This is a genomic window from Serratia sp. 2C06, assembly GCF_050037615.1.
Classification (GTDB): Bacteria; Pseudomonadota; Gammaproteobacteria; order Enterobacterales; family Enterobacteriaceae; genus Serratia; species Serratia ureilytica.
On the sequence record NZ_CP188299.1, the window covers coordinates 836,024 to 862,650 of the forward strand.

Sequence of the window (26,627 nt, forward strand, 5' to 3'; positions counted from 1 at the left end):
TCATTAAGAAAACTGCCAGCCTGACGGCATCTGCATGTGGCGGCCGACGAGAAGAGATGCGGGGTACAGCCCAATGAAACGAGACTTGCGATAACGCTGCCCGACGCGGCGCGCAGCGAACAAAAAAGCGGAAAATAAGGCGTTAGGGGGCTGAAAGCGCTCAGCCCCCAGGAAGTGCGGGTTTACAACAAAGTACAGAAGCAGCAGGTATCGCCTATTCCAAAGCAGAGATCACCTTCTCAAGAAACGATCGCGCCGTGTATCCCCATGGCGCTGGTGCAAACTCCCCATCAGCAAGTTCAGCAACAGCAAGTTCAAGCTGTTGTTCCTCAGGATATTGCGCCAGCAACGCTCGTGCTTCATCGACGGTTTTTCTCACTGTCGCGGTATTTTCCGTCTCCCGATAAGAGGCCAGGATCTCTTCTACAGACTCTCCAAATAAATCATAATCTTGCCCAAAAAAAACACGCACAAGTGTACCGAGATTAGCGACTGAAAAGCCCATAGGGTCCCTTATCTGATAATGGGGTAAGCGGTTAAAATGTAATACGGCTTACCGTTGTAAATTTTCTTTAGCAAGACAACCCGCACGCTGTTGGACGTTAATTGAATTGTGCTTCCTTGCCTGTAGCCAAAACCAACCGCTTTACCCACCTTATGCGTGAGTTCAAGCACGTTGGCCGAAGTAGGCTGTTGCGCCCAGCGCTTAATAAGCGCGTTATTCACTTTCAACGCCCGACTAATCGCGTCTTCAGCAGTACGTAAATCTGTAAATGTCGAGGCTGACTGTAAACCAGGACTCTTTGCCAAGCGCTCCAGCAGCTCTTCTGAACTTTTAGCAACATGCTTAGCAATAGTGTGCCCACCTCCTTTTGCACCGGCTATAGACTCGTGTTCAAGCAATTTTAATTGCCCCACCCGAACGGAAGCCACGCGTACAGCGCCTAAAGCGGTTGCAAACACCAAAGGAACGGCAATATCTACCGTTAAACCGACGTTGTAAGCCATATCTTCGTCGGCCCCCAGACTCTGAGCCAGCAAAACCGCCGACTTGTAAGTGTCTGTAGTCAATGATCGGCCGGTAATGATCTGATTTGATGCGGTTTTTATGCTATCCATGCTATGAGTGCCAACGACCACGCATCCCACTTTGGTTAACAATGTTGGGTCAGGCGCATAGCACATCACCCCAGCCCCAAGAAGTTCGACGACTCCCCCCGCTAAACCCAGCCCCCCATGAGCCGATTACCCCAGGTTTCCCCTTCTGTGACCGTGCTATCCGACATCACGGCCGCTAGCTGCACGGGTGAAAGCGCGACCTGCAATCCTTCGTTGGAAATCATATCCCTATACCTGCGCTATGTTGCCAATGCGCTTATAAATATCACAGGGAAGATTAACTTGTAACCACATTCAGACCATACCGACATGACTCCGCTCATATGAAAAAGCCCGCAATAAGCGGGCTTTGAAATACAACAGATGAACTGGCGAGCGGGTTTACAGCAGGATGCGCAGCATGCGGCGCAGCGGCTCGGCCGCGCCCCACAGCAGTTGGTCGCCCACGGTGAACGCCGACAGGTACTCCGGCCCCATATTCAGCTTGCGCAGACGGCCGACCGGCGTATTCAGCGTGCCGGTCACCGCCGCAGGCGTCAGTTCGCGCATGGTCAGCTCGCGGTCGTTCGGGATCACGCGCACCCAGTCGTTGTGCGTCGCCAGCATCTGCTCGATTTCCGGCAGCGACACGTCTTTTTTCAGCTTCAGGGTGAACGCCTGGCTGTGGCAGCGCAGCGCGCCCACGCGCACGCACAGGCCATCGACCGGGATCACGCTGCCGGTGTTGAGGATCTTGTTGGTCTCCGCCTGGCCTTTCCACTCTTCGCGGCTCTGGCCGTTGTCGAGCTGCTTGTCGATCCACGGGATCAGGCTGCCGGCCAGCGGCACGCCGAAGTTGTCGGTCGGCAGTTTGCCGCTGCGGGTCGCCTCGGTCACCTTGCGTTCGATATCCAGAATGGCGGAGGCTGGATCCTGCAGCTCTTTCGCCACATCGGCGTGCAGCATGCCCATTTGGGTCAGCAGTTCGCGCATGTGGCGAGCGCCGCCGCCGGAGGCCGCCTGGTAGGTGGCGACCGACGCCCACTCCACCAGATCGTTGGCGAACAGGCCGCCGAGGGACATCAGCATTAGGCTGACGGTGCAGTTGCCGCCGACGAAGGTTTTGATGCCTTTGTCCAGGCCCTGCTGGATCACCGCGTGGTTGACCGGATCCAGAATGATGATGGCGTCATCCTGCATGCGCAGCGACGAGGCCGCGTCGATCCAGTAACCCTGCCAACCGCTGGCGCGCAGCTTAGGGTAAACTTCGTTGGTATAATCGCCGCCCTGACAGGTAATAATGATATCGAGCGCGCTCAGGGCGTCGATGTCATAGGCATCCTGCAGCGTGCCCTGCTGGCCGCCGAAGGCCGGCGCGGCAGAACCGTGCTGCGAGGTGGAGAAAAAGACCGGGCGAATGGCGTCGAAATCGCGCTCTTCCGTCATGCGTTGCATGAGAACCGAGCCGACCATTCCGCGCCAACCGATGAAACCAACGTTTTTCATAATATCTGTGTCCCGCCCGGATAAGGGCTTATTAGGTGATAACGAGTTGTGTGCAATATCTCCTCACCTTACAAAATGTCGGCGCGGGCGCAAAGTGAATTTATTCGATGGCTGGGGATTTCTCAGCAATCCTTCTTATAGGCAAGGACGCGGCCGAAAAGGCCGAGGCGTTTTCCCGATCACGAGGTCACCATGACAGAGATGATTTCCGCTACGGTATTGCTGTTTTTAATTATGGATCCGCTGGGCAACCTGCCGATTTTCATGTCGGTGCTCAAACACCTGGAACCGCGCCGCCGCCGCGTGGTGTTGATTCGCGAGCTGCTGATCGCCCTGCTGCTGATGCTGATCTTCCTGTTCGCCGGCGAGAAAATTCTGGCGTTCCTCAACCTGCGCACCGAAACCGTCTCCATTTCCGGCGGCATCATCCTGTTTCTGATCGCCATCAAGATGATTTTCCCCTCGCAGGAAGGAAACAGCTCCGGGCTGTCCGCCGGCGAGGAGCCGTTCCTGGTGCCGCTGGCGATCCCGCTGGTGGCCGGGCCGTCGATTCTGGCTGCATTGATGCTGCTGTCGCACCAGTATCCACATCAGCTGCCCCATCTGGTGGCGGCGCTGTTGATCGCCTGGGGCCTCTCTGCGGCCATTTTGCTGATGTCGAACCTGTTCCTGCGCCTGCTGGGCAGCAAAGGCGTCAGCGCGCTGGAGCGGTTGATGGGGCTGATTCTGGTGATGCTGTCGACCCAGATGTTCCTGGACGGCGTGCGGGCTTACATGAAGCTGTAGGCGCCTGGCGGCGCCGACAACGGCCCGCGCTCAGCGGGCGGTAACGCGGCGAATATAGGCGAGCGTATCGGCGACCACGCCGTCCAGCGGCTGGTTGATGTCGATCGCTTGCACATCCGGCTCCTGCTCGCCCGGCTCTTCCAACGTGGCGAACTGCGAAACCAGCATCTGCGGTTTGAAGAAATGACCTTTGCGCTGCTTCAGGCGCTCCTCGATCACCGCTTTGTCGCCTTTCAGGTAGAGGAAATGCAGGTTGCTATTCCCTTCGCGCAGGCGGTCGCGATAGCTTTTTTTCAGCGCCGAGCAGACCAGCAGCGACACGGGATTGGTGCGTTGCATGGCGAAGATGGCGTCATTCAAGGCCGCCAGCCACGGGGCGCGATCGTTGTCGTCCAGCGCGTGCCCGGCAGCCATTTTGTTGATGTTGGCGCGCGGATGCAGATAATCGCCGTCCAGCATGGCAGCCTCGGCCTCGTGGGCGACGGCGCTGGCCACGGCGGATTTACCGCTGCCGGACACCCCCATCAGGATAAATACGTGATTCTGCGGATTACTCATTGTGTCATGCCCTTATGGGAACTGGCGCGAGCGCCAAATGCGTCCCAACTGATAAAGATACTCTGGAACGCCGACGCCCCGCAGGGCGTCGGATAACGATTATACGACCGTCGCCAGCAGCAGGCAGCCCACCAGGCCACACACCGAGATGATGGTTTCCAGCACCGACCAGGATTTGATGGTTTCCATGATGCTCAGGTTGAAGTACTCCTTGAACAGCCAGAAGCCCGGATCGTTAACGTGCGAGAAGATAACGCTGCCGGAACCGACCGCAATCACCATCAGCTCAGGGCTGACGCCGGTGGTGGCGATCAGCGGGGCGACGATGCCGCCGGCGGTGATCGCCGCCACGGTGGCGGAACCCAGCGCCAGACGCAGCGCGGCGGCGATCGACCAGGCCATCAGGATCGGCGAAACGTTGCTGCCTTCCATCAGGCCGGCGATGTACTGCTCGACGCCGCTGTCCACCAGCACCTGTTTGAAGGCGCCGCCGCCGCCGATGATCAACAGCATCATGGCGATGATTTTAATCGAGTCGGTGATGGTGCCCATCACTTCATCCATGGTGCGGCCGCGGTTCAGGCCGAAGGTGAAGATGGCGATCAGCACGGCGATCAGGGTCGCCATCACCGGGTCGCCGAAGAACTCGGCGAAGCGCAGCAGGCTGTGGCCCTTCGGCAACACCATTTCAGCCACCGCGCGCAGCGCCATCAGGATCACCGGCACCAGCGACGTGGCGACGCTGACGCCAAAGCTCGGCATCTCCGCGTCGGTAAAGGTTTTCGGGTTGTACAGGCCTTCCGGCACCGGCTTGTCGATGCCTTTCAGGAAGCGGGCATAGACCGGGCCGGCCAGGATCACCGTCGGGATCGCCAGCAGCGTGCCGTACAACAGGGTTTTACCCATGTCGGCATGGAAGATGGTGGCGATAGCGGTCGGGCCCGGGTGCGGCGGCAGGAAGCCGTGAGTCACCGACAGCGCAGCGGCCATCGGCACGCCGACGTACAGCAGCGGAATGCGCGCGGAGGCGGCGATGGTGAACACCAGCGGCAGCAACAGCACGAAGCCCACTTCGTAGAACAGCGCGAAGCCGACGGTGAAACCGGTCAGCACCACCGCCCATTGAATGTGTTTTCTGCCGAACTTGTCGATCAGCGTGGTGGCGATGCGCTGTGCGCCGCCGCAGTCCGCCAGCAGCTTGCCGAGCATGGCACCGAAGCCCATGATCAGCGCCAGGCTGCCCAGCGTGCCGCCCACGCCGGCCTTGATGGAGCCGATGACCTTATCGACCGGCATCCCCTGTGCAATCCCGACCGCCAGAGCAACCAGAACCAGAGAGATAAAGCCGTTCAGCTTGAAGCGGATCATCAGCAGCAGCAGCAGCGCTACGCCGCCTGCAACAATCACTAATGGCATAGTTTTTCTCCAACCTTTTATCGCGACTCTCTTTACAATAGGCGTAAAGCGTGCGGTTGTTTTATTTTTAGGCTCTTTCCCGGTGTTTAAGAAGAGCTGTAGGTGTTGTTGATTCAGAGGTTCAGTCTTGCAGCAAGATGACCGCCCACTCGTTGTTACCGGTATCATGATACCGGTAACAACATAAGCCTCGGAACCGGGTAAGCGGCTAAAATTCGCGTTCTGGGACAGAGATCAAACTTATGTCGGCAACGAGCGGCGGGCTTACAGGCGGGATAACCAGCGCGCCTCAGGACGCGCTGCAAAAAGAAAGGGTGTTAAAACAGAACGTTAAAATGGCTCAGATGCTGCCGCCTGGGATCACGGTGAAACCGACGTCCACCATGCGCGGGCACACCGTTTCACCACGCAGCCGGGCCAGCAAGCGCTCGGCGCCGATCTGCCCCATGCGTTCGCGCGGCGTCAGCACGCTGGCCAGCTTCGGCACCATCACCTGACCGATGTCATGGCCGTGGAAACCGGCGATCGCCATGTCCTGCGGGATCGACAGCCCCTGTCGCTGGCACTCGAAGGCCGCGCCGATCGCCAGGTCATCGTTGGTGCAGAAGATACTGTCGATCTGCGGATAATCGCGCTGCGCCTGGCGCAGCAGCTCGCCGCCGGCGGAATAGGAGGAAGATCGCGCGGTCATGATGCTGTAAGGCTCCAGACCGGATTCACGCATCGCCTGCTCATACCCCTGCTGCTTGATGAGGGTACGTTCATCCTGGCGGGCGCCGAAATAGACCACGTGACGGTGGCCGTGCGCGATGATCTGCTGGGTCATCTGGCGCGCCGCCTCGAAGTTGTTGAAGCCCACCGCCAGATCGATGCACGGCGAGACGCAGTCCATCAGCTCTACCACCGGAATGCCCGCCACCTCGATCATTTTCAGGGTGCGCGGCGTGTGATGGCGCTCAGACAGGATCAGGCCGTCGATATTGTAAGACAGCAGCGAGGTCAGACGCTCTTCTTCACGCTCCGGCAGGTAGCCATAGTGCGCCAGCATGGTCTGGTAGTTGTGCGCGTCGGTCACGCTTTCGATGCCGCGCAGCACTTCGGCGAACACCTGGTTGGTCAACGACGGCAACAGCACGCCAATCGCCCGGCTGGTGGCGTTGGAGAGGATGTCCGGCGCGCGGTTGGGGATGTAGCCCAGCTCATCCAGCGCGACGGCGATTTTTTGCTGCAGGGCGGCGGAAACCTGGTCGGGATTGCGCAGATAACGGCTCACCGTCATCTTGGTCACGCCCACCTTGTCCGCCACATCCTGGAGTACCGGCCGTTTTTTCTTCATTATCAATGAACTGACTAACCGTGAATGGGCAGTCATTTTAGCAAAAAAAACGGCGGGCCGATATTGTCGGTTATGCGACGGCCAACGCAAAAAGGGCTCACACCGTGAGCCCTTCATACGCAGACAAAGGGGAAAAAGCGTGGTTTTTCCCCTTTGTGATTGTCAGCCGAAAATCAATAAATTGATTTTCCTTGTTTTTATATGTTTTGCCGGCGTTAAGTCAGGCAGCGTCATCAGGCTTGTCGTTAACCTCAAGGGCTCACACCGTGAGCCCTTGATATTTACCGCTTAATCACACCGGCGGCAGATCGAACAGCAGGATTTCGCTCTCTTCGTCGGCCTGAATCGTCAGCGCAGATTCATCCCACACCGCGAACGCGTCGCTGATGCCGGCGGTCTGGCCGTTGACCGAGACCTTACCGCGCACCACCTGGATCCAAACGCGACGGCCGGCGGCGATCGGGCATTCCCCCTGCTCGCCTTTATTCAGCGCCCAACGCGACAGCGTCATATCCTGGAACACCTTCAGCGAGCCGTCACGCGCATCCGGCGACAGCACCAGCTGACGGCCCTGCGGCGCGTCGAACATGCGCTGCTCGTAGCGTGGCTCAAGCCCGACCTGATCCGGGATGATCCAAATCTGGTACAGGTGCAACGGACGATCCTGATTGGCGTTGTACTCAGAGTGACGCACCCCGGTGCCCGCACTCATGATCTGGAATTCGCCGGCCTGGATCTGCTCCTTGTTGCCCATGCTGTCCTGATGTTCCACCGTGCCGCTCAGCACATAGGTCAGGATTTCCATGTCTTTATGCGGGTGGGTACCGAAACCCTGCCCTGCGTCGATCATATCTTCGTTGATCACCCGCAGCGCCGAGAACCCCATAAAGTTCGGATCGTAGTAATCGGCAAATGAGAAGGTGTGCCAGCTATCCAGCCAGCCATGATTGGCGTGGCCGCGGTCTTCCGCTTTACGTACATAAATCATATTCAACTCTCCTCAATGTTTTTTTACAGTCTAGTCCTGCCAGCAGAATAAGAAAGCGTAAAAAACTCATGCCTCTGTTCAAAAATTTCGATGGAATGGAACAGCGGATGGGCAGCGGATTTGTTGAAGGCGGAAACGGCTGAAAAACGGCAAAAAAAAGCCAGCACCCGAGCTGGCTAAGTAAACACTGGAAGCAATGTGAGCAATGTCGTGCCTTCGCAGCGAGAGTATCAAGGGTTGATGCCCTCCCCGGAACGCATCGCAATAATAATCATTATCATTCGCACCTGTAAAGCGTTTTTTTTGACCCGTTCAAATAATATTGACTCAAGGCAGTAAACGGATAAATTCAGAGGTTATTCAACCGGTAAGCAAAAGGAGCAGCGACATGAGCGAGATCGTGATACGCCACGTGGAAACAACGGATGCGCAAGCCCTGCATCATCTTTATTCGCAGACACCCGTCTATCGCGATACGCTGCAGCTCCCGCTACCGTCCGTCGAGTCCTGGCAGAAGCGCCTCGCCAATCCCGAACCGGGCACGCATAACCTGGCGGCCATCATCGACGGGCAGCTTGCCGGCCAGTTGGTTGTGATGCTGAATCAACGCGTTCGCCGCCGCCACGTCGCCACCTTCGGCATCGGCGTCGATCCGCGCTACCACGGCAAAGGCGTCGGTAGCCGCCTGATGCAGGCGATGATCGACCTGTGTGACAACTGGGCGGCCATTGAGCGCATCGAACTGACGGTGTTCACCGACAACCCGGCGGCCATCGCGCTATACCGCAAATTCGGTTTCGAGATAGAGGGCACCAGCCGCGCCTATGCCATGCGCGACGGCGTGCTGGTCGACGCCTACCATATGGCGCGTTTGCGCTCCGGGCAGCCGTACGGCGATGCGTAATATTCCCCACCCGCAGGGGCCGCTGTGCCGGCCCCTGCATATCAACCGCCGAACCTTTTTACAAGCGCTGGCCGGCCTGACCGCCGCCGTCGGCATATTCTCTCCTCTCACCCCATTAGGTGCCGCTATGCCAACTCCCGCCGCCGGGCGCCCAGGCGCTCGCAACCTGATTACCGATGTGCCGGGCCTGAAGGTCGGCGTGGCGCAGGACAGCCGGGTGCGCACCGGCGCGACGGTTATCCTGCCGGACAGCCCGGCGATTGCTGCCGTGGACGTGCGCGGCGGCGGCCCCGCCACCCGGGAAACCGACGCGCTGGGTGAGGACAATTTGGTACAGACCATCGATGCGCTGACGTTCAGCGGCGGCTCGGTTTACGGTCTGGCGGCGGCGGATGGCGTCGCAGCCTGGCTGGGGCAACAGGGTAAAGGCTACGCGCTGCGCCCGGCACCCGGCGTGCCGGTCTCCCCTATCGTGCCCACCGCCTGCCTGTACGATCTGGCCAACGGCGGCGACAAAAACTGGCAGCTCACGCCGCCGTATCGCCAGTTGGGCATCGAGGCGGTCGGCAAAGCCGGCCTGGATTTTCCGCTGGGCACCGTCGGCGCCGGCTACGGCGCCATGACCGGCATGGGCAAGCTGAAAGGCGGCCTCGGTTCGGCGTCTATCGCCGCCGCCAACGGCGCTACCGTCGGCGCGCTGGTGGCGGTCAACAGCCTGGGTGCGGTGGTAGCGCCCGGCACCCGCGCTTTCTGGGCGACGCCCTATGAAATTGACGGTGAATTCGGCAACGGCGGCGCGGCGGCGCTGGCGCAACTACGCGCTCAGGGCGAAGACTGGATGGTGCAAGAGCCGCAGGGCGGCAGAAAGAACACCACCCTGGCCTGCATCGCCACCGATCTGGCGCTGACGCGCGTGGAGTTGAAACGGGTGGCCATCATGGCGCAAGACGGCATGGCGCGCGCTATTCGCCCGCTGCACAGCCCGTTTGACGGCGACGTGGTGTTCGCCCTGTCCACCGGGCAGCGCGAAGTACAGGGCAGCCGCGAACTGGCGGTGCTGCAAATCGGCGCGCTGGCGGCGGACACCCTCGCTCGGGCGATCGCCCGTGGCGTGTATGCCGCCACACCGTGGCCAGGCAGCCAGGTTGCCACCTGGCGAACGCTCGGCGGCTAACGCGCCGCCATCAAAAAGGGGCGCTGGCGGCGCCCCTCGAGTTTTATTGCCCCTTACCGCTTAAATGCCGGCGGTTTCCCGAATATAGCGGCGCGCTTTCACAGCATACTCGAACGGGTTGGCCAGCGCCGGATCCTGCTCGGCTTCCACCACCATCCATCCCTTGTAACCGCGCTCGTCCAGCAGCTTGAACACCGGCCTGAAGTCGATCACGCCATCACCCGGCACGGTAAAGGTGCCCTTCTTCACGCCGTCGAGGAAGCTCAGCTTGTTGGCCTTCACTTCCGCCACCACCTCATCGCGCACGTCCTTCAGATGGACGTGGTTGATGCGCGGCAGATACTTCTCCAGGATCGCCATCATCGCCTGCTGGCTGCCTTCCGAATAGTAGGCGTGGCCGGTATCGAACAGCAGGTAGACGTCGTCGTTGACCATGCTCATGTAGCGATCGATTTCGGCGGTGGTCTGAATGCCGGTGCCCATGTGGTGATGCAGACACACCTGCATGCCTTTGCCGGCGGCGATCTTCGCCAGCTCGTTGTAACCGTCGGCCACCCGCCGCCACTCTTCATCGCTGAAGTACGGCTTCTCTTCGAACACGCCTTTGGTGGTGCCCTGAATGCTCTTGCTCTGTTCAGAACAGCCGATCACCCTGGCGCCCATGGCATGCAGGAAATTCATGTGGTTGATAAATTCATCGATGGTTTTGTCTTTCTGACCATCGGCGAAAAAGGTGCTGAACCAGGCGTTGCAGATCTGGATGCCGCGAATATCCAGCATCGGCTTCAGCACCGCCGGATCGCGCGGATATTTGCTGCCCACTTCGCTGCCGGTGAAGCCAGCCAGCGCCATTTCGCTGACGCACTGCTGAAAGGTGTTTTCCTTGCCCAGATCGGGCATATCGTCGTTGGTCCAGCCGATCGGCGCAATGGCCAATTTCACGTTGTCTTTATTCATGGTCTGCCTCGGTCCTTGGAGGGCCGCCGGTGCAAACGCCGCCGGCGAGCCGAATAAGATTAGTTGCCCAACAGCTCTCTTTCGATGCGCTCTCTGGTCGCCACCGCCTGGCTCGGCATCTTTTCCGGATAGCCGAACAGCGAGGTGCAGATGATCGATTCGCCGCCGACCTTGAAGCTGCGGTTGGCGAATTCCATGTCGCGCAGCGTCTGGAACAGGGCATCGAAATTCACCTCGCCTTCGCCGATGCCGACATGCTGGTGCACCGCGGCGTCAACGCCCGGCGGGTTGACGATATAACGGCAATGCTTGGTGTGGTTCATGGTGTCGGCGATCAGCACGTGGGAAAGATCGTCCCCGGCGTACTTCAGCATGCCGGCCACGTCGCCCTGCCCCTTGTCGTAGTAGAAGGTGTGCGGCACGCTGTAGAGGTATTTGACGTGGTCGCTGCGCAGCGATTTCACCAGATCGGCGGTTTCGTTGCTCAGCTCACAGAAGTCCCACGGATGCGACTGGATCTCCATACGGATGCCCTCACGCTCGACGATCGGCAGCAGCTCCTCCATCGAGCGATACCACAGCTCCTCGCAGATCTCCGGCTCGTTGGGGTTACCGGCCAACTCGGTGTTGATCACCTGCACGCCCATCTCCACCGCGATTTCGATCATCCGTCGCCAGTTTTTGACCGCCGCCTGGCGGCGATCTTCCCCCGGCCCGGACCAGCGATACACCACGATAAATGAGGATATTTCCACGCCGGTCGCTTTCAGGGCGTTTTTATACTCCGCCATGATTTCGCGGCTGGCCTTCGGATGCTTGTAAAACGGGTTGATCTGCGGGTGCGGCGACTGCTCGATGTACTTATAGCCCCAGTCCGCCACCTGCTGAACCATTTTGGTCACGCCCAAATCCCGGATAACGTCGACATCAAAAGCGATCTTCATGGTCACTCCTCTGCAATCGTGGGTACGGGGTTCAAGCCGATGGCTTGTTGTAAAACGCCGGGCGCGCCGGCAGGGTCACCGGTACGATCTCGCCGCTGAGCTGGGCCGCCACGCAGGCGTCGGCGGTCACGGCGGCGGCGTAGCCGTCCCAGGCGGAAGGCCCGGTCAGTTGGCCCGCGGCCACGTCGTTGATGAACCCCTGCAGCTCGACGTCATAGGCGTCGATAAAGCGATCCTTCCAGTCGGTCAGAATTTCGGTCGACAGGCGGGCGCCGCTGCGCAGCTGCACCGAGGACGGCTCCGGCAGTTTAGCGATGCCGGTTTCCCCCACCACTTCACACTGAATGTCGTAGCCGTACTGGCAGTTGACGAAAATCTCGACGTCGATGCGGGTGCCTTTGGCGGTTTCGAACAGCACAATCTGCGGATCTTTCAGATGCGGGAACGCCTTCGGGCTCTTGCGCGGGAACACCACCTGCACCGACACATAGTCGTCGTCGAGCAGCCAGCGCAGCACGTCGATTTCGTGGATCAGGGTGTCGGTGATCGCCATATCGGTGGTGTAAGCCTCGCCGACCGTCGGGTTGCGGTGCGCGCAGTGCAACATCAGCGGTTCGCCGATCTGGCCGCTGGTCAGCACCTGTTTCAGCGCGCGATAGCCCTGGTCATAGGGGCGCATAAAGCCGACCTGCACCAGCCGCTTGCCGTACTTCGCTTCGGCATCGACGATGTTTTTGCAGCCCTGCGCGGTCACCGCCAGCGGTTTCTCGCAGAACACCGGTTTGCCGGCGGCGATGGCCGCCAGCACGAATTCTTCGTGACTCGGCCCCCAGGAGGTGACCAGCACCGCCTGCACGTCGGCGGCCTTGATCAGATCGTGGCCGCTGTCATACACCCGCGCATCCAGCTGCAGATCGTTCACCGCCTTGGCGGCGTTGTCGCGATTGATGTCGTTCACCGCCACGACGCGGGCGCCCTGCAAAACTTGACTGCAGCGACGGATATGATCGCGGCCGATGGCGCCGGTGCCGATAACCCCAATGTTCAAAGTCATTTTCGCTACCCTCTGGAAAGTGTGTTGTGTTCGAAAACGAATCAGTAATCGCGCGCCTTATCGATGTTTTCCTGCAGTTTGCGCGCCACTGCGACGATTTTTTCGCTGTCGGCCACCTGAGCGCCGCCCACGCGCCACCAGCTGAGGTACTTGTGCACCATGGTCTTCGGCAGCACTTTGATGTCGAGCAGCGTGGACACGGTTTGCCTGCGGGCGTCGGCCAGCGCGTCGAGCAGCTGCTGCTCGGTGGTGACGCGATAGGTTTTGCACCCGTAAGCCGCCGCCAGCATGGCGAAATCGACCGGCACCAGTTTGCCGTCGAGCTTGCCGCCCTCTGGATTACGGAAGCGGAATTCGGTGGTGTAGCTGTCCATGCCGTGCTCCATCTGCAGGTTGTTGATGCAGCCGTTGGTCATGTTGTCGAACAGCACCACGTTGATCTTGCAGCCTTCCTGAATCGAGGTGACCAGCTCGGAATGGAGCATCATGAAGGCGCCGTCACCCACCATCGCGTACACCTCGCGCTGCGGCTCGGCCAGCTTGACCCCCAGCGCAGCGTTCACCTCGTACCCCATGCAGGAGTAACCGTATTCCACGTGGTAACCGTGCTCGCCATGGTTGTGCCACACCCGCTGCAGGTCGCCCGGCAGGCTACCGGCGGCGGCGACAATCACGCTGTCCGGCGGCAGCTCACGGTTCAGCACCCCCAGCACCCGGCTTTGCGTCATCGCCGAGTCGGTCTGCGCGATAAATTCGGCGAACACCCGCTCGCGATCGAGGTGATCGTCGATCTCCGGTACAAAACCCGCGCCGCCGTATTCCACCGCGTAAACCCGCTCGGTCTCTTCACGCTGGGCTGCGCGCGCCGCGGCGATGGCGTCGCCCCAGCCGGCGCGGTAGTCAGCCTGCGCCAGCAGCGCGCCCAATGCGTTCAGGGCCTCGCGGGCGTCCGCCAGCACCTGCACGCCGTCGAGCTTGCCGGCGTCAAAGGCGCTGACGTTGATATTGAGGAAGTTAACGTCCGGGTGTTGGAACAGCCATTTGGACGAGGTGGTGAAATCGGTGTAACGGGTACCGACGCCGATCACCAGATCGGCCTGCCGGGCCAACGTGTTGGCCGCCAGGCAGCCGGTTTCCCCGATGCCACCGAGGTTGAATGCATGGTCGCTCGGCACCGTGCCTTTGCCGGCCTGGGTTTCGGCAAACGGAATGCCGAAGCGCTCGGCAAATTCGCGCAGCGCCCGCCCGGCCTGCGAGTATTTCACGCCGCCGCCGCACACCAGCAGCGGTTTGCGTTTGGCCGTCAGCAGCGCCAAGGCGTCCGCCAACATGCCGTCGGTCGCCGGGCGGCGATCGAGCCGGTGCACGCGTTTTTGGAAGAAATAGTCGGGGTAGTCGTAGGCTTCCCCCTGCACGTCCTGCGGCAGACACAGCGTCACCGCGCCGGTTTCCGCCGGATCGGTCAGCACGCGCATCGCGTTGATGCAGGCGCTCATCAGCTGTTCCGGCCGCACGATGCGGTCCCAGTACTTGCTCACCGCGCGGAACGCGTCGTTGGTGCTGATGCTGAGATCGTAAGACTGTTCGATTTGCTGCAGCACCGGATCCGGCTGGCGGGAAGCGTAAACGTCGCCTGGCAGCAGCAATAAAGGGATGCGGTTGGCGGTGGCGGTAGCCGCGGCGGTGATCATATTGGCGGCGCCGGGGCCGACCGAGGAGGTGCAGGCGTAAATCTGCCGGCGCAATTTCTGCTTGGCGAAGCCGATCGCCGCGTGGGCCATCCCCTGTTCGTTGCGGCCCTGGTGCACCCGCAGATCGCCACTATCCTGTTCCAGCGCTTGCCCCAACCCCAGTACGTTGCCGTGGCCGAAAATCGCGAAAATGCCCGCGACGAATTTGGTTTCCACCCCGTCGGCCAGCAGATACTGGTTATCGAGAAATCTGACGAGCGCCTGCGCCATGGTTAGCCTGATCTTGCCCATTTACTCACCCTTTAGATTGAGGGCCGCCCCGGAAAGGGCTCGCGCCGAGCCGACAATCCCGTGTTTGTGTTACGCGGCGGCAGCTATTATCTTGAGCAGGCGATGCCCGCTGCTCACGAAGTCGACAACCTGAAACGTGAAGCGATTATAAACAAATATATTTTTCATAAAATCACATTACAGAAGAAACATTTCATTTTGCGATAAAGATCGCATATTAGATGAAAAGCCCGTTTCATCTCGTGGTTTGGCCTTTACCGGCTTAGCGCCGCGCACCAGCCGGGGAATGCCATCAGCACGCAGGGCGACCGTCTTTCATCCTGCCCCGGCGCCTCTTTGCCACACGCCCTCCGCCACCCTCTCATGGCGACTTAATCCGCTTTTTCCGCTCCTCCGTCGATGTTTTAAATGCATCACATTTTTGGGGTGTAAATTTCATTCCATATTGAAATTGAAATTTTCATTCCCCATACTGTTCCCATGCTTCCTGCAAGGCGCCACGCTCGGGCCGCCGCCGGAGTTTTGCTTAAACAGAAGGAAACGGGTATGGCTACACAAGAAAAACAGCTTGATGTCATTTGTCTCGGGCGCATCGCCGTCGATTTCTATGCTCAGCAGATCGGCGCGCGTCTGGAAGACGCCGGCACATTCGCCAAATACCTCGGCGGCTCTTCCGGCAACGTGGCCTACGGCACCGCCATTCAGGGGTTGAAATCCGGCATGCTGGCCCGCGTCGGCGATGAACACATGGGCCGCTTTCTGCGTGAAGAGCTGCAGCGCGTCGGGGCCGATACCCGCTGTCTGATCACCGACAAACACCGGTTAACCGGCCTGGTGATCCTCGGCATCAAGGATCAGGAAACCTTCCCGCTGATCTTCTACCGCGAAAACTGCGCGGACATGGCGCTGACGCCGGACGACATCGACGAAACCTACATCGCCAGCGCGCGCGCGCTGGCCATCACCGGCACGCACCTGTCGCACCCGAACACCCGCGCCGCCGTGTTGAAGGCGCTGGAATACGCGCGCCGCCACGGTTTGCGCACCGCGCTCGACATCGATTATCGCCCGGTGCTGTGGGGGCTGACGTCGCTGGGCGACGGCGAAACCCGCTTTGTGGAATCGGCACAGGTGACCCGCGAGCTGCAGGAAGTGCTGCACCATTTCGATCTGATCGTCGGCACCGAAGAGGAATTTCATATCGCCGGCGGCAGCACCGATACGCTGACGGCGCTGAAAAACGTGCGCCGGACGACCGCGGCCACGCTGGTGTGCAAGCGCGGCGCGCAGGGCTGCTCGGTGTTCGAAGATGACATCGCCGACGACTGGGCGCAGGTGAAGCTGCACGCCGGCGTGCGGGTGGAGGTGCTGAACGTGCTGGGGGCCGGCGACGCCTTTATGTCCGGTCTGCTGCGCGGCTATCTGAACGATGAGGGTTGGGATCAGGCCTGCCGCTACGCCAACGCCTGCGGCGCATTGGTGGTCTCGCGCCACGGCTGCGCGCCGGCCATGCCGACCAAACGGGAGCTGGACGACTACCTGCAGCGTGAACAACAGGTCACGCGCCCGGACCGCGACGCGCGCCTGAACCACCTGCACCGGGTCACCACCCGCAAGCAACAGTGGCCGGAACTGTGCGTGTTCGCCTTCGATCACCGCAAGCAGCTGGCGGACATGGCGCGCGAAGCCGGCGTCGGCGAGGAACGCATCCCGCGTCTGAAGACCCTGCTGCTCACTGCGGCGCGACAGGCCGCCGCGCAGGCCGGGCTCAACGGCAACAGCGGCATTCTGGCCGACACCACCTACGGGCAGGCGGCGCTGAACGAAATCACCGGCCAGGGATGGTGGATCGGCCGGCCGGTGGAGCTGCCCAGCTCGCGCCCGCTGCGCCTGGAGCACGGCAATATCGGCTCGCAATTGATCGACTGGCCGCAGGAGCACGTGGTGAAGTGCCTGGTGTTTTATCACCCACACGACGCGGCGGAACTGCGCCGCGAACAGGATGCGCTGATCGCCGACGTCTACCGCGGCTGCTGCAAATCCGGCCATGAGCTGCTGCTGGAGGTGATCCTGCCGGACGGCAATGCCGACAAGGACGAGCGCTATTACCTGGAGATGATTGAACACTTCTACCAGTTGGGCATTCAGCCGGACTGGTGGAAACTGCCGCCGCTGAGCGCGGAAAACTGGCAGCGGGTCGGCGCGCTGATCGACGCCTGCGATCCCGACTGCCGCGGCGTGCTGATCCTGGGGCTCGACTCCCCGGAGGCGGTGCTGAAGGCGGGCTTTGCCGCCGCCGCAGATGCGCGCTGGGTGAAAGGTTTCGCCGTCGGCCGCACCATTTTCGGCCAACCTTCGCGCCGCTGGCTACAGGGGGAAATCGACGACGCGGCCCTGATCGAGCAGGTGAAACAAAAATACCTGACGCTGATCGGTTTCTGGCGCCAGTACCGTCCGCAGGCGGGCGGCGCGCACTGACAGCAACAGCAGGTTCACGTCCCCTTAAGGCCATTTCGCCGCTTTAAGGGGATTTTTTTGCCCATTTTCTGTGAAGTCGCGCAATGTGCGATCGAATAAATCGCTTTTTGAGGAAATGAAATTTCCGCTCCGTCTGTTAAAATACCCTGTCAATATTTCAGGCGTCAGGCCAATGCGCCTTCACCCCACTGCGAGCCGAATGGATGAACAACCCAACTCAACTTTCGCTGTTACAGGACGAGATCCGCCACCGTTATGAAACGCTGAGCAAGCGTTTGAAGCAGGTGGCGCGCTACATTTTGGATAACAGTAACAGCATCGCTTTCGATACCGTTGCCTCCATCGCCGCACAGGCCAGCGTGCCGCCTTCCACCCTGATCCGTTTCGCCAACGCCTTCGGCTTCAGCGGCTTCAACGAAATGAAGCAGGTGTTCCGTCAGCATCTGATGGAAGAGACGGTGAACTATACCGAGCGCGCGCGCCTGTTCCGCCAAACCTCCACCGACGACAACGTCGCGCCGGAGAAACCGGCGGAGATTCTCAACGTGTTCACCATGGTCAACGCGCAGGCGCTGCAGCAGCTGGCGATGCAGATCGCCCCCGAGCAGCTGGATCGCGCCGTCGAGCTGCTCAACAACGCCGAAAACATCTACGTGATCGGCCTGCGCCGCTCGTTCAGCGTCGCTTCCTACCTCACCTATGCGCTGCGCCATCTGGAGCGCCGCGCGTTTCTGATCGACGGCCTGGGCGGGATGTTCACCGAACAGCTGAGCATGGTGAAACCGAAGGACGTGGTGATCGCCATCAGCTATTCGCCGTACGCCCGCGAGGCGGTGGAACTGGTGGAATTGGGCGCCAAGCGCGGCGCGCAGCAGATCGCCATCACCGACAGCCAGGTCAGCCCGCTGGCCGCCTTCAGCGACGTCTGTTTCGTGGTGCGCGAAGCGCAGGTGGACGGGTTCCGCTCGCAGGTGGCTTCGATGTGCCTGGCGCAGACGCTGGCGGTCTCGCTGGCGCTGAATAACGCCCGGGACGAGTAAAGCTGACAAAAAAGCCCGGCAAGCCGGGCCTCAAGCGCCTATTGCGCGGCGGGGTAGCCGTCGCCGTTAATCCAGGCGTGGTCTTTTTCCCAGGTGAACTTCCACTGCCGCACCGGCCCGGCCATCACGTTGAGGTAATAGTTGTCGTAACCCGCCAGGGTCGCCACCGGGTGATAACCGCGCGGCACTTTCACCACGTCGCGATTGTAGACCGGCATGCACTCGTCGAGCGTGCGGTCGTCGGTATAGACGCGCTGCATGCAGAACCCTTGCTCCGGCTGAATGCGGTGATAGTACGTCTCTTCCAGATAGGTTTCGTCCGGCGAGTCTTCTTGATCGTGCTTGTGGCTCGGGTAGGAGCTGGTGTTGCCCTCGTCGGTGTAAACCTCCACCACCAGCAGACTGTCGGCCGGCTCGCTGTCCGGCAGAATGTTGTGCACCAGCCGCTGGTTGCGCCCCTTGCCGCGCCGCTCCACGCCGATATCCGCCGGCGTGATCAGCCGTGAAGGCAGGTGGCCGCCGCCGGGCGCGCTGCACACCGCCAGCTCCAGATCGGTTTCCGCCCGCACGTCGATGCGATCGTGGTGCGGCACATACACCGCATACGGCGGCGTGCGCTCGAACGGGCTCATGCGTTTGCCGATATGCGGGTATTCAGCGCGCCGCGTGGCGACGGAGGCGATACCGGCCACCAGCACCAGACACAGTTCCTTGTCGCCGCATTCCAGCTGCAGCGACTGCCCGGCAGCCAGGCGGTAAACGTCAAAGCCGACATAGCGCCAACCGGCATTTTCCGGCGTCACGTGCTGGATACGCCCCTCGGCGTTCGGCGTCTGACATTTGGCAAGCAGTGAAGACATTTCGATTCTCCTGTTAACTCGCAGTGCAAAGGCCGTTGCTCCGAAGGAGCAACGGCCTGGCCTGAGTGTGAAAGCGCTTAGCCCAGCGTCGGCATGCTGAATTCGGACACCGTCTGCTGCCCGGCCGGCCAGCGCGCGGTGGCGGTCTTCATGCGCGTGTAGAAGCGCACGCCGTCGGTGCCGTGCACGTTCAACGCGCCGAACACCGAGCGCTTCCAGCCGCCGAAGCTGTGGAACGCCATCGGCACCGGCACCGGCACGTTGACGCCGACCATTCCGGCCTGCACGTCTTGCACGAACTGGCGCGCATAGTGGCCGCTGCCGGTGAAGATGGCGCTGCCGTTGCCGAATTCGTGGCCGTTCACCGTGTCGATGGCGGTGCGGTAGTCCGGCACCCGTACGATGCCCAGCACCGGCCCGAAAATCTCTTCGCGGTAGATGCGCATGTTCGGCGTCACATGGTCGAACAGCGTGCCGCCGACGTAGTAGCCTTCAGGATAGCCCGGCACCTGATAGTTGCGGCCGTCGGCCACCAGGGTGGCGCCTTCTTCCACGCCCAAATCGATGTAGCCCAGCACCTTTTTCTGGTGAGCGGACGACACCAGCGGCCCCATTTCATTCTCTTCGCCGCCCTGCTGCAAGCCCGGCCCGACCCGCAGCTGCGCGATCAGCGGCTTCAGTTTGGCGATCAGTTTATCGGCAGTGTCGTCACCGACCACCACGGCGATCGGCAACGCCATGCAGCGCTCGCCGGCAGAGCCGAACGCGCCGCCCATCAGCGCGTTGACCGTGGCGTCCAGATCGGCGTCCGGCATGACGATCGCCTGGTTCTTCGCCGCGCCGAAGGCCTGCACCCGCTTGCCGTGCGCGCTGGCGGTGGTATAGATATGTTCCGCCACGGTGGAGGAGCCGACGAAGCTCACCGCCTGAATGCGCGGATCGGTACACAGCTGCGCCGCCTCTTCATTGGCGCAGTGCACCACGTTGAACACGCCGTCCGGCAAACCGGCTTCCTTCAACAGTTCCGCCAGGCGCACCGAGGCCGAAGGCACCAGCGCCGGCGGCTTGAGGACGAAGGTGTTGCCGCAGGCCAGCGCGATGGGGAACATCCACATCGGCACCATCGCCGGGAAGTTGAACGGAGTAATGCCCGCCACCACGCCCAGCGGCTGCATCAGCGAGAAGCTGTCGACGCCGCTGCCGACATCAGATGAGTACTCGCCCTTGATCAGATGCGGGATGCCGCAGGCGAATTCGACCACTTCCATGCCGCGCGTCAGTTCGCCCAGCGCATCCGAATACACTTTGCCGTGCTCGCTGACGATAAGCTCGGCCAGCTCGTCGCGGTGCTGTTCCAGCAGCGCCTTGAAATTGAACATGATGCGCGCGCGGCGCAGCGGCGTAGTGCGCGACCAGTCGGCGAACGCCCGGTGGGCCACGTCGATGGCCTGCTTGACTTCGGCGGCGGTGCTCTGCGTGACGCGCCGCTCAACCTGCCCGCTGGCCGGGTTGTGCACGTCGACGGTCTGATTGCTGCTGCTCAGGCACACCTGCCCGTCAATAAAGTTACCCACGGTTTTCATGTCACGCCCTCTTTTCAAGTCCGCTGTCGCCTGGCCACACGCAGGCGGCGCGGCGTTAATCGTCCCGCTCGCCAAACCCCGTCGGCAAGCCGGCTACATCCTGACCGGATGCAGCAAACTCTATTTCATTGAAAAAAAAGTTTCAAATAAATTGTTTTGAAAAATTTATTTTTAGTGCGTGAGGTCGCAATTTTGCGGTGTCGATCGGGTTGGCGCTTTCATTACCGCGCCAATCAAGGCGCGGTTTCGCAGGAGAGTCCATCGCTAATGCACACTGACTTTGCTACAGAAAATCCGCACTGCGCCTGACCTGCGGCCGTTACCGCCTCCCTCCGAACGCCCAAGGCGCCCGGATCGCTCGCGACGGTTTTTTTTGAACTGGATCTAAAAATCAATATTCCATTATTCACTAATTATGAAATAAATGTTCTTGTTTGTTCCAGCATTTATCAACGACATCGCCTTGATGACAGGCACGGTTCACACCCTTCCGCTCGCCCTCTTCCCGACACCCCAACCGTGCGGACGGAAGCCAGGATAAAAATCGGAGCAACACATGTCATATCAGCGTAAGCACAATACCGGTTACATATTGCGAATTTGCGGCATCGCCGCCCTGGGCGGCATTCTGTTCGGCTACGACACCGCCGTGATCTCCGGCGCGATCGAAGCGTTGAAAACCTATTTCAATCTCAGCCCGGCCGAAACCGGCTGGGCCGTCTCCAACGTGGTGATCGGCTGCGTGGTCGGCGCCTTCGCCGCCGGGCCGCTGGCGGCGCGCTGGGGCCGTAAAAAAGCGCTGATGCTGGCGGCGCTGCTGTTCACCGTTTCCGCCGTCGGCGCCGCATTGGCCCCGACCTTCACCTGGTTCGTCATTTACCGCATCATTGGCGGGCTGGCGGTCGGCATCGCCGCCACCGTGTCGCCGATGTACATGTCGGAAGTGTCGCCGAAAGACATGCGCGGGCGGGCGCTCAGCATGCAGCAGTTCGCCATCGTCTTCGGTCAGATCGTGATTTTCTACGTCAACTTCAAAATCGCCAGCCTCGCCAGCGAAGCCTGGCTGGTGGAAATGGGCTGGCGCTGGATGTTCGCCTCGGGCGTGATCCCCTGCATTCTGTTCTGCATCCTGGTGTTCGTCATTCCTGAATCGCCGCGCTGGAACGTGATGATGGGCCGCGACGATCAGGCGCTGGCGATGTTGACCAAGGTCTCCAACGCCGCCCACGCGCAGAATCTGCTGAAAGAAATCAAAGACTCGCTGCAGCAGGATCAACAGCAGCAGCACCGGAAGCTGAACTACGGCGATGTGCGGGTGCGTTTCATCCTGTTCGTCGGCTGTATGATCGCCATGCTGCAACAGGTCACCGGCGTTAACGTGATGATGTACTACGCGCCGGTGGTGCTGAAAACCGTCACCGAAAACGCGCAGGAAGCGCTGTTCCAGACCATCTGGATCGGCGTGCTGCAGCTGGTCGGTTCGGTCATCGGCGCCATGCTGATGGATCGCATGGGCCGCATTCCGTTGATGCGTTACGGCACGCTGGGCGCCATCGCGGGCCTGCTGCTCACCTCGTACGCGCTCTACACCCAGGCCACCGGCTATTTCGCGCTGTTCGGCATGCTGTTCTTCATGGTGTTTTATGCGCTCTCCTGGGGCGTCGGCGCCTGGGTGCTGGTGTCGGAGATCTTCCCGAACCGCATGCGCGCGCAGGGGATGAGCATCGCCGTCGGCTGCATGTGGGTCGCCAACTTCGCGGTGTCGCAGTCGTTCCCGATGATCAACGATCACCCTTACCTGTTCTCGCATTTCCACGGCGCCTTCCCGATGTGGATCTTCGCCGCCTGCTGCCTGTTCAGCTACTGGTTCATCGGCCGCTATATTCCGGAAACCAAAGGCGTCTCGCTGGAAAAAATGGAGCAGGTGGTGTTGGCCAAACGCCACCGCCAATCCCAGCCCGACGGCAAGCCGCTGCCGCTGGAAAACGGCAAATCCTGATCTCTCAACCCTGACCGCTGGAGTCATGCCCATGAACATTGCGCTGGACCGCTTCTGCATTAACCGCAAGATCGCGCCGAATCTCGATCTGGACAATTTTTTCCGCCTGGTGAAACGCTGCGGGCTCAGCAAAGTTGAGCTGCGCAACGACATGCCCAGCGGCAAGGTGACCGACGATCTGAGCGACGCGCAGCTCAACGCGCTCGCCGCGCAATACGGCATCGAGATCGTCACGATCAACGCCCTCAGCAGGTTCAATCTGATGGATGACCCGGCAGCGCTGCAACAGCGCGCCGAAGCGATGCTGGCGCAGGCGCAGGCCATCCGCAGCCGGGCGTTGGTGCTGTGCCCGCACTGCAGCGCCGACGACACGCGCAGCGAGCAGCAAAAACGGGACGACACCCTCGCGGCGTTGCGGCTGCTGGCGCCGCTGTTTGCCCGCTATGGCGTACAGGGATACGTCGAACCGCTGGGCTTCGGCATCAGCTCGCTGCGATCGTCGCTGCTGACCCAGGCGCTTATCCGCGACTCGGGCGCGCCGTACCGCATCGTGCTCGATACGTTCCACCACTATCTGAGCGATGTGGCGCAGGCCGACTTCGACGCGCAGATCCAGGTGGCGCAGATCGGCCTGGTGCATCTGTCCGGCGTGGAGGACGGGCGGGATAAAAGCGCGCTGAGCGACGAAGAGCGCATCATGCTGAGCGAGGGCGATCGGCTGGAGAGCCGCCGCCAGGTGCAGAACCTGGAACGCCTGGGCTACACCGGCGTCTATGCCTTCGAGCCGTTCTCTTCACAGCTGGACCGCTGGAGCGGGGCGGATATCGAACGGGAAATCCGCCAGAGCATCGCCCTGCTGCAAGGGTAAAAAAAACGGCCTCCGCGGAGGCCGTTTTTCATGGCGTTACTTCAGGTTGCCGACCACCAGCTGATGGCGCTCGTTGTAAAACTTACGGTAGGCCAGATAGCAGGCGATGATGGTCGACAGGCTGGCGGTGGAAAGCAGCATGAAGGTCACCATAATCTGATATTTGATCGCTTTCACCGGATCGATGCCGGCGAAGATCAGCCCGGACATCATGCCCGGCAGGCTGACCAGCCCAACGGTTTTCGCCGAGTCGACGGTCGGGATCAGCGAAGCGCGGATGCTGTCGCGGATCAGCGCCGCCGACGCGAACTTGGGCGTCGCCCCCAGGCTGAGCATCTCCTGAATCTTCTGCTGCTCGCTTTTGAAACGCTGGCCGAGGTTGGTATAGCACAGCCCCACCGCCACCATGGCGTTACCGGCGATCATCCCGGAGATGGGGATCACCTGCATCGGCGTAAATTCGATGGAGCCGGTCAACACCAGTACCGCCAGCGTCAGCACCGCGCCGGTGGTGATGGCGATAAACGACGTCACGAAAGCGTGTTCGACGTACTTGCTGCGTTTCTTGGCGTTGTAGGCCGCGTTAAAGCAGATGAACAGCACCATCAACACGGTGAGAACGGCGTTATCCAGGTCGAAAATATACTTCAGCACGTAGCCGACGATGATCAGCTGCACCACCGCGCGGCAGATGCTCCAGATGATGTCCTTTTCCAGCGCCAGCTTTTCCCGGTGGCTGATCAGGATGGCGACCACCACCAGCACCATCGACAAGCCCAAGGATTCGTTGGTGATATTATGCTGATTCATGCTGTTGCTCCTGTGGCTCGGCGCCGTGCGCGCGCAGGGTGATCACCTCGTCCGCATGCGCTATCTCTTCGGTATCGTGCGTCACCCACAGCACCGCCAGCCGGTGTTCCGCCACCAGCTGATGCACGATTTCGTTGACGTTGCGCTTATTTTCCTCGTCCAACGCGCTGGTGATCTCATCGAGCAACAGCACCCGCGGCATAAACTGCAGGTTGCGGATCAGGGACACGCGCTGCTTCTCCCCGCCGGACAGTTCATTGATGCTTTTCGTCAGCATCGCCTCCGGCAGGCCGAAACGCGCCAGATCGGCCTTCATTTTTCGCTCGGCCGGCGGTTCCTGGCGGATCTGATACGGCAGCGCCAGATTGTCGTAAACCGTATTGCCGAATAGCGCCGGCGTCTGGAAGCAATAAGAGACCTGCTTGCGATACGCCTCCGGCGACATCTCGTCGATCGCCTGGCCGTCAAAATAGAGGCTTCCGCTGGTCGGATTCATTAAGGAAGAGATGATTTTCAGCAGCGTGCTTTTTCCGCAGCCGGAAGGCCCGGTGATCAGTTTGAACTCGCCCTCACCCAACGTGAAAGAGACGGAGTCCAGGATCACCTGGCGGTCTATTTGATAATGAATATCATCCAATCTCAGTATATCTTTCTTTTCCTTCATTACGATGCCGGCTCCCTACACCTGTTCCCGTCTGAGCGATAAGTATATGGCTGCAAAAAACATCTTAGCAATGCCTGTACGGATGGCAGCGAACGAAGAGGGAGGATTGACGGAGCGAAACGCCCCGTCAAATGATAAATTTAATTAATGATTAGCTGTAGGAATAGTCAAAAGCGACCGCCAGGGTCGAATCACTCTTTTTTTATCGCTGCCTGTTCGTCGCAGCTGTACCAGCGGAGAGAATTGTTGATGCTGCGGTGGGTGCAGTGAACCTTGCCCTCCTTTTCCAGCGCCAGCAGCAGGGTGCGGGTGGTATAAATATTTTCGCCGCATTTATCCGCCAGCTCGCGCGTCTTCGGCCACTGTTCCGGCGGGGGATGGTGGCCCCCAGATCCTTCCACACGCTCCCTGCACAATCCTTGCAACACATTCAGCATCAGCGATTTTCTGCTTTCAAACGTTTTCGGCGCCTTGGCCATAGCATTCCTCCTGAGTGGTTACTGCTGAGCACCCCGCTCACGGCTGCACGTCAGCGATGCGCAGGGTGTAAATCATGGTGGCATTCGGGGGGATCGCCGGCGGGCTGCCCTGCTTGCCGTACGCCAGCGCCGGCGGCACCGCCAGCGTGATCGAGCCGTGGCGCTGCAGCTTCTCGATAGCGGCGCGAAACAGCGGCGGATAGCGCGTCAATGGCTGCGAGATCACTGTCCCCGCCAGCTCCATATCTTTGACCACCCGGCCGTCGGTCAGGCTTTCGCGCACCACGATATCCACCCGATCGTCGGCGCCGATCGCGCCGCTGCCGGCATAGTCCACCCGATAGTAGAAACCGAGTGCATCCCGCTTTACCCCTTCCTGGCGGGCGAAATCGGCCAGATAGGCCTTGCCGTCCAGCGGAGGAGCCTGTGTCTGCTGCAAACGCTGCTGAGCCGCGCGCAGCGCGCCGTCGATGGCGGCCTCATCCAGCCGCAACCGCCCGGCCAGGGTATCGGCGATGCCGGCCAGCAAAAGCTGCCGGTCAGCCTCCAGCCCCGCGCGCCGGTTCTCCTGCTGCAGATGCAAAATGTCGCGCCCCAGAGACACGCCGGCGGCATACGCCTGCTTGTCCGCCTCGCTGGCCAGCACCGGGGCCTCAGCCGCCTGCCGCCGCTCAGCCAGCAAGGTGTCTACCCGCTGTCGTTGCTGTGCCAACTGCGCCGTCAAGCTTGCGCTGCGCTGTTCGGCCCGCGTGAGCGAAGCGGCCAGCGCGGTGACCTCAGGCAACGGCGCAACGGCCTGCCGCAACGCCTTCAGGGCATCGGCCAGTGGCCGAATATCGACATCGGTCCGCTCGCTTTTCGGCGCCGCGGCGGCCTGAGCCGCCGCCAACTGGCGCTCCAGCTGACGGATTTTCTCCGCCTGCTGTTGTACAGAGTGCTTCAGAGAAGTTAAACGAGCGCCGTCTGCCCCCGCGACGGCGGCCGGTTTGGCGGCCGGTGCGGGCGCCGGTTTACGCGCGGTTTCCTCCTTGAGCGCGGCCGGCGGAGCCTGCCGCTGTTCGGCAAATTTCAACAGGGCGGGAATGCCGTCGTCAGCGGCGCAAACGGCGCCGCTCAGCGCCAACAGCCAAAGCCCCATCGCCC

At 60.8% G+C, this 26,627-nt stretch carries 24 protein-coding genes; 7 read left to right on the top strand and 17 right to left on the bottom strand.

From position 1 onward, the window contains the following. Positions 1–214 precede the first annotated feature (214 nt). The 3 genes from ACP3TA_RS04475 to asd all read right to left on the bottom strand — a co-directional run bounded on the left by ACP3TA_RS04475 (position 215) and on the right by asd (position 2,604). Positions 215–505 carry a contact-dependent growth inhibition system immunity protein gene (locus ACP3TA_RS04475; protein ID WP_033645311.1) on the bottom strand — a complete coding sequence of 97 codons (291 nt, stop codon included), beginning with the start codon at positions 503–505 and terminating at the stop codon, positions 215–217. Between the two features lie 8 nt (positions 506–513). Next, positions 514–1,119, bottom strand: a complete 606-nt coding sequence (locus ACP3TA_RS04480) for an RNase A-like domain-containing protein (RefSeq protein ID WP_232096335.1) — start codon at positions 1,117–1,119, stop codon at positions 514–516. 381 nt (positions 1,120–1,500) lie between these two features. Next, positions 1,501–2,604 carry an aspartate-semialdehyde dehydrogenase gene (asd, locus tag ACP3TA_RS04485; protein ID WP_016930397.1) on the bottom strand — a complete coding sequence of 368 codons (1,104 nt, stop codon included), beginning with the start codon at positions 2,602–2,604 and terminating at the stop codon, positions 1,501–1,503. A gap of 192 nt (positions 2,605–2,796) precedes the next feature. Here asd and ACP3TA_RS04490 point away from each other — a divergent pair, with 192 nt between their 5' ends. Next, complete coding sequence (locus ACP3TA_RS04490; RefSeq protein WP_025159894.1) at positions 2,797–3,390, top strand: YhgN family NAAT transporter; 594 nt, start codon at positions 2,797–2,799, stop codon at positions 3,388–3,390. Positions 3,391–3,420: 30 nt separating this feature from the next. On the opposite strand, the gene gntK is transcribed toward ACP3TA_RS04490, so the two are convergent. The 4 genes from gntK to ACP3TA_RS04510 all read right to left on the bottom strand — a co-directional run bounded on the left by gntK (position 3,421) and on the right by ACP3TA_RS04510 (position 7,688). Further along, positions 3,421–3,948 carry a gluconokinase gene (gntK, locus tag ACP3TA_RS04495; protein WP_033631893.1) on the bottom strand — a complete coding sequence of 176 codons (528 nt, stop codon included), beginning with the start codon at positions 3,946–3,948 and terminating at the stop codon, positions 3,421–3,423. Between the two features lie 99 nt (positions 3,949–4,047). After that, positions 4,048–5,364: a gluconate transporter gene (gene gntT / locus ACP3TA_RS04500; RefSeq protein ID WP_016930400.1), complete on the bottom strand. Its 1,317-nt coding sequence runs from the start codon at positions 5,362–5,364 to the stop codon at positions 4,048–4,050. Between the two features lie 340 nt (positions 5,365–5,704). Further along, complete coding sequence (gene gntR / locus ACP3TA_RS04505) at positions 5,705–6,700, bottom strand: gluconate operon transcriptional repressor GntR (RefSeq protein WP_033645312.1); 996 nt, start codon at positions 6,698–6,700, stop codon at positions 5,705–5,707. 292 nt (positions 6,701–6,992) lie between these two features. Next, positions 6,993–7,688 carry a pirin family protein gene (locus ACP3TA_RS04510; RefSeq protein ID WP_025304570.1) on the bottom strand — a complete coding sequence of 232 codons (696 nt, stop codon included), beginning with the start codon at positions 7,686–7,688 and terminating at the stop codon, positions 6,993–6,995. Positions 7,689–8,076: 388 nt separating this feature from the next. Here ACP3TA_RS04510 and ACP3TA_RS04515 point away from each other — a divergent pair, with 388 nt between their 5' ends. Next, entirely contained in the window at positions 8,077–8,592 is a 516-nt protein-coding gene (locus ACP3TA_RS04515; protein ID WP_033645313.1) for a GNAT family N-acetyltransferase, read from the top strand. Then, the gene (locus tag ACP3TA_RS04520) at positions 8,585–9,766 is read left to right on the top strand and encodes a P1 family peptidase (RefSeq protein WP_033645314.1); all 1,182 of its coding nucleotides are present in this window, start codon (positions 8,585–8,587) and stop codon (positions 9,764–9,766) included. Before ACP3TA_RS04515 ends, ACP3TA_RS04520 begins: the two co-directional genes overlap by 8 nt. Before the next feature lie 60 nt (positions 9,767–9,826). Here the strand turns inward: ACP3TA_RS04520 and iolE are convergent, their stop codons facing one another. Genes iolE through iolD form a run of 4 tightly spaced genes read right to left on the bottom strand, consistent with a single transcriptional unit; the run spans position 9,827 to position 14,703 of the window. Beyond that, positions 9,827–10,723: a myo-inosose-2 dehydratase gene (gene iolE, locus ACP3TA_RS04525; RefSeq protein WP_033645315.1), complete on the bottom strand. Its 897-nt coding sequence runs from the start codon at positions 10,721–10,723 to the stop codon at positions 9,827–9,829. A 59-nt stretch (positions 10,724–10,782) separates the two neighbouring features. Next, the gene (locus ACP3TA_RS04530) at positions 10,783–11,667 is read right to left on the bottom strand and encodes a sugar phosphate isomerase/epimerase family protein (protein WP_033645316.1); all 885 of its coding nucleotides are present in this window, start codon (positions 11,665–11,667) and stop codon (positions 10,783–10,785) included. A 31-nt stretch (positions 11,668–11,698) separates the two neighbouring features. Continuing rightward, complete coding sequence (locus tag ACP3TA_RS04535; protein WP_033645317.1) at positions 11,699–12,721, bottom strand: Gfo/Idh/MocA family protein; 1,023 nt, start codon at positions 12,719–12,721, stop codon at positions 11,699–11,701. Between the two features lie 41 nt (positions 12,722–12,762). Continuing rightward, positions 12,763–14,703 carry a 3D-(3,5/4)-trihydroxycyclohexane-1,2-dione acylhydrolase (decyclizing) gene (gene iolD, locus ACP3TA_RS04540; RefSeq protein ID WP_033645318.1) on the bottom strand — a complete coding sequence of 647 codons (1,941 nt, stop codon included), beginning with the start codon at positions 14,701–14,703 and terminating at the stop codon, positions 12,763–12,765. Positions 14,704–15,249: 546 nt separating this feature from the next. On the opposite strand from iolD, the gene ACP3TA_RS04545 reads away from it, so the two are divergent. Both ACP3TA_RS04545 and ACP3TA_RS04550 read left to right on the top strand, forming a co-directional pair. Beyond that, a complete protein-coding gene (locus tag ACP3TA_RS04545) occupies positions 15,250–17,181 on the top strand; it encodes a bifunctional 5-dehydro-2-deoxygluconokinase/5-dehydro-2-deoxyphosphogluconate aldolase (protein WP_033645319.1) in 1,932 nt (643 codons plus the stop codon). 203 nt (positions 17,182–17,384) lie between these two features. Further along, positions 17,385–18,221, top strand: a complete 837-nt coding sequence (locus ACP3TA_RS04550; RefSeq protein WP_004930856.1) for a MurR/RpiR family transcriptional regulator — start codon at positions 17,385–17,387, stop codon at positions 18,219–18,221. Between the two features lie 38 nt (positions 18,222–18,259). Here ACP3TA_RS04550 and iolB read toward each other — a convergent pair whose 3' ends face one another. Both iolB and ACP3TA_RS04560 read right to left on the bottom strand, forming a co-directional pair. Beyond that, entirely contained in the window at positions 18,260–19,081 is an 822-nt protein-coding gene (iolB, locus tag ACP3TA_RS04555) for a 5-deoxy-glucuronate isomerase (protein ID WP_033645320.1), read from the bottom strand. A gap of 77 nt (positions 19,082–19,158) precedes the next feature. Next, entirely contained in the window at positions 19,159–20,664 is a 1,506-nt protein-coding gene (locus ACP3TA_RS04560; protein WP_033645321.1) for a CoA-acylating methylmalonate-semialdehyde dehydrogenase, read from the bottom strand. A gap of 556 nt (positions 20,665–21,220) precedes the next feature. Here ACP3TA_RS04560 and ACP3TA_RS04565 point away from each other — a divergent pair. Next, positions 21,221–22,663, top strand: coding sequence for a sugar porter family MFS transporter (locus ACP3TA_RS04565; protein WP_033645322.1), 1,443 nt, complete (start codon positions 21,221–21,223; stop codon positions 22,661–22,663). Positions 22,664–22,694: 31 nt separating this feature from the next. Beyond that, a complete protein-coding gene (locus ACP3TA_RS04570; protein WP_206196459.1) occupies positions 22,695–23,531 on the top strand; it encodes a TIM barrel protein in 837 nt (278 codons plus the stop codon). Positions 23,532–23,567: 36 nt separating this feature from the next. Here the strand turns inward: ACP3TA_RS04570 and fetB are convergent, their stop codons facing one another. The 4 genes from fetB to ACP3TA_RS04590 all read right to left on the bottom strand — a co-directional run bounded on the left by fetB (position 23,568) and on the right by ACP3TA_RS04590 (position 26,622). Continuing rightward, positions 23,568–24,341, bottom strand: coding sequence for an iron efflux ABC transporter permease subunit FetB (gene fetB / locus ACP3TA_RS04575; RefSeq protein WP_033645324.1), 774 nt, complete (start codon positions 24,339–24,341; stop codon positions 23,568–23,570). Beyond that, on the bottom strand, positions 24,328–25,005 hold the full coding sequence (gene fetA, locus ACP3TA_RS04580; protein ID WP_033645325.1) for an iron efflux ABC transporter ATP-binding subunit FetA: 678 nt from the start codon (positions 25,003–25,005) through the stop codon (positions 24,328–24,330). Before fetA ends, fetB begins: the two co-directional genes overlap by 14 nt. Before the next feature lie 191 nt (positions 25,006–25,196). Further along, positions 25,197–25,484 carry a FaeA/PapI family transcriptional regulator gene (locus tag ACP3TA_RS04585; RefSeq protein ID WP_004930885.1) on the bottom strand — a complete coding sequence of 96 codons (288 nt, stop codon included), beginning with the start codon at positions 25,482–25,484 and terminating at the stop codon, positions 25,197–25,199. A gap of 37 nt (positions 25,485–25,521) precedes the next feature. Continuing rightward, a complete protein-coding gene (locus ACP3TA_RS04590) occupies positions 25,522–26,622 on the bottom strand; it encodes an FKBP-type peptidyl-prolyl cis-trans isomerase N-terminal domain-containing protein (RefSeq protein ID WP_230358742.1) in 1,101 nt (366 codons plus the stop codon). Positions 26,623–26,627: the final 5 nt, after the last annotated feature.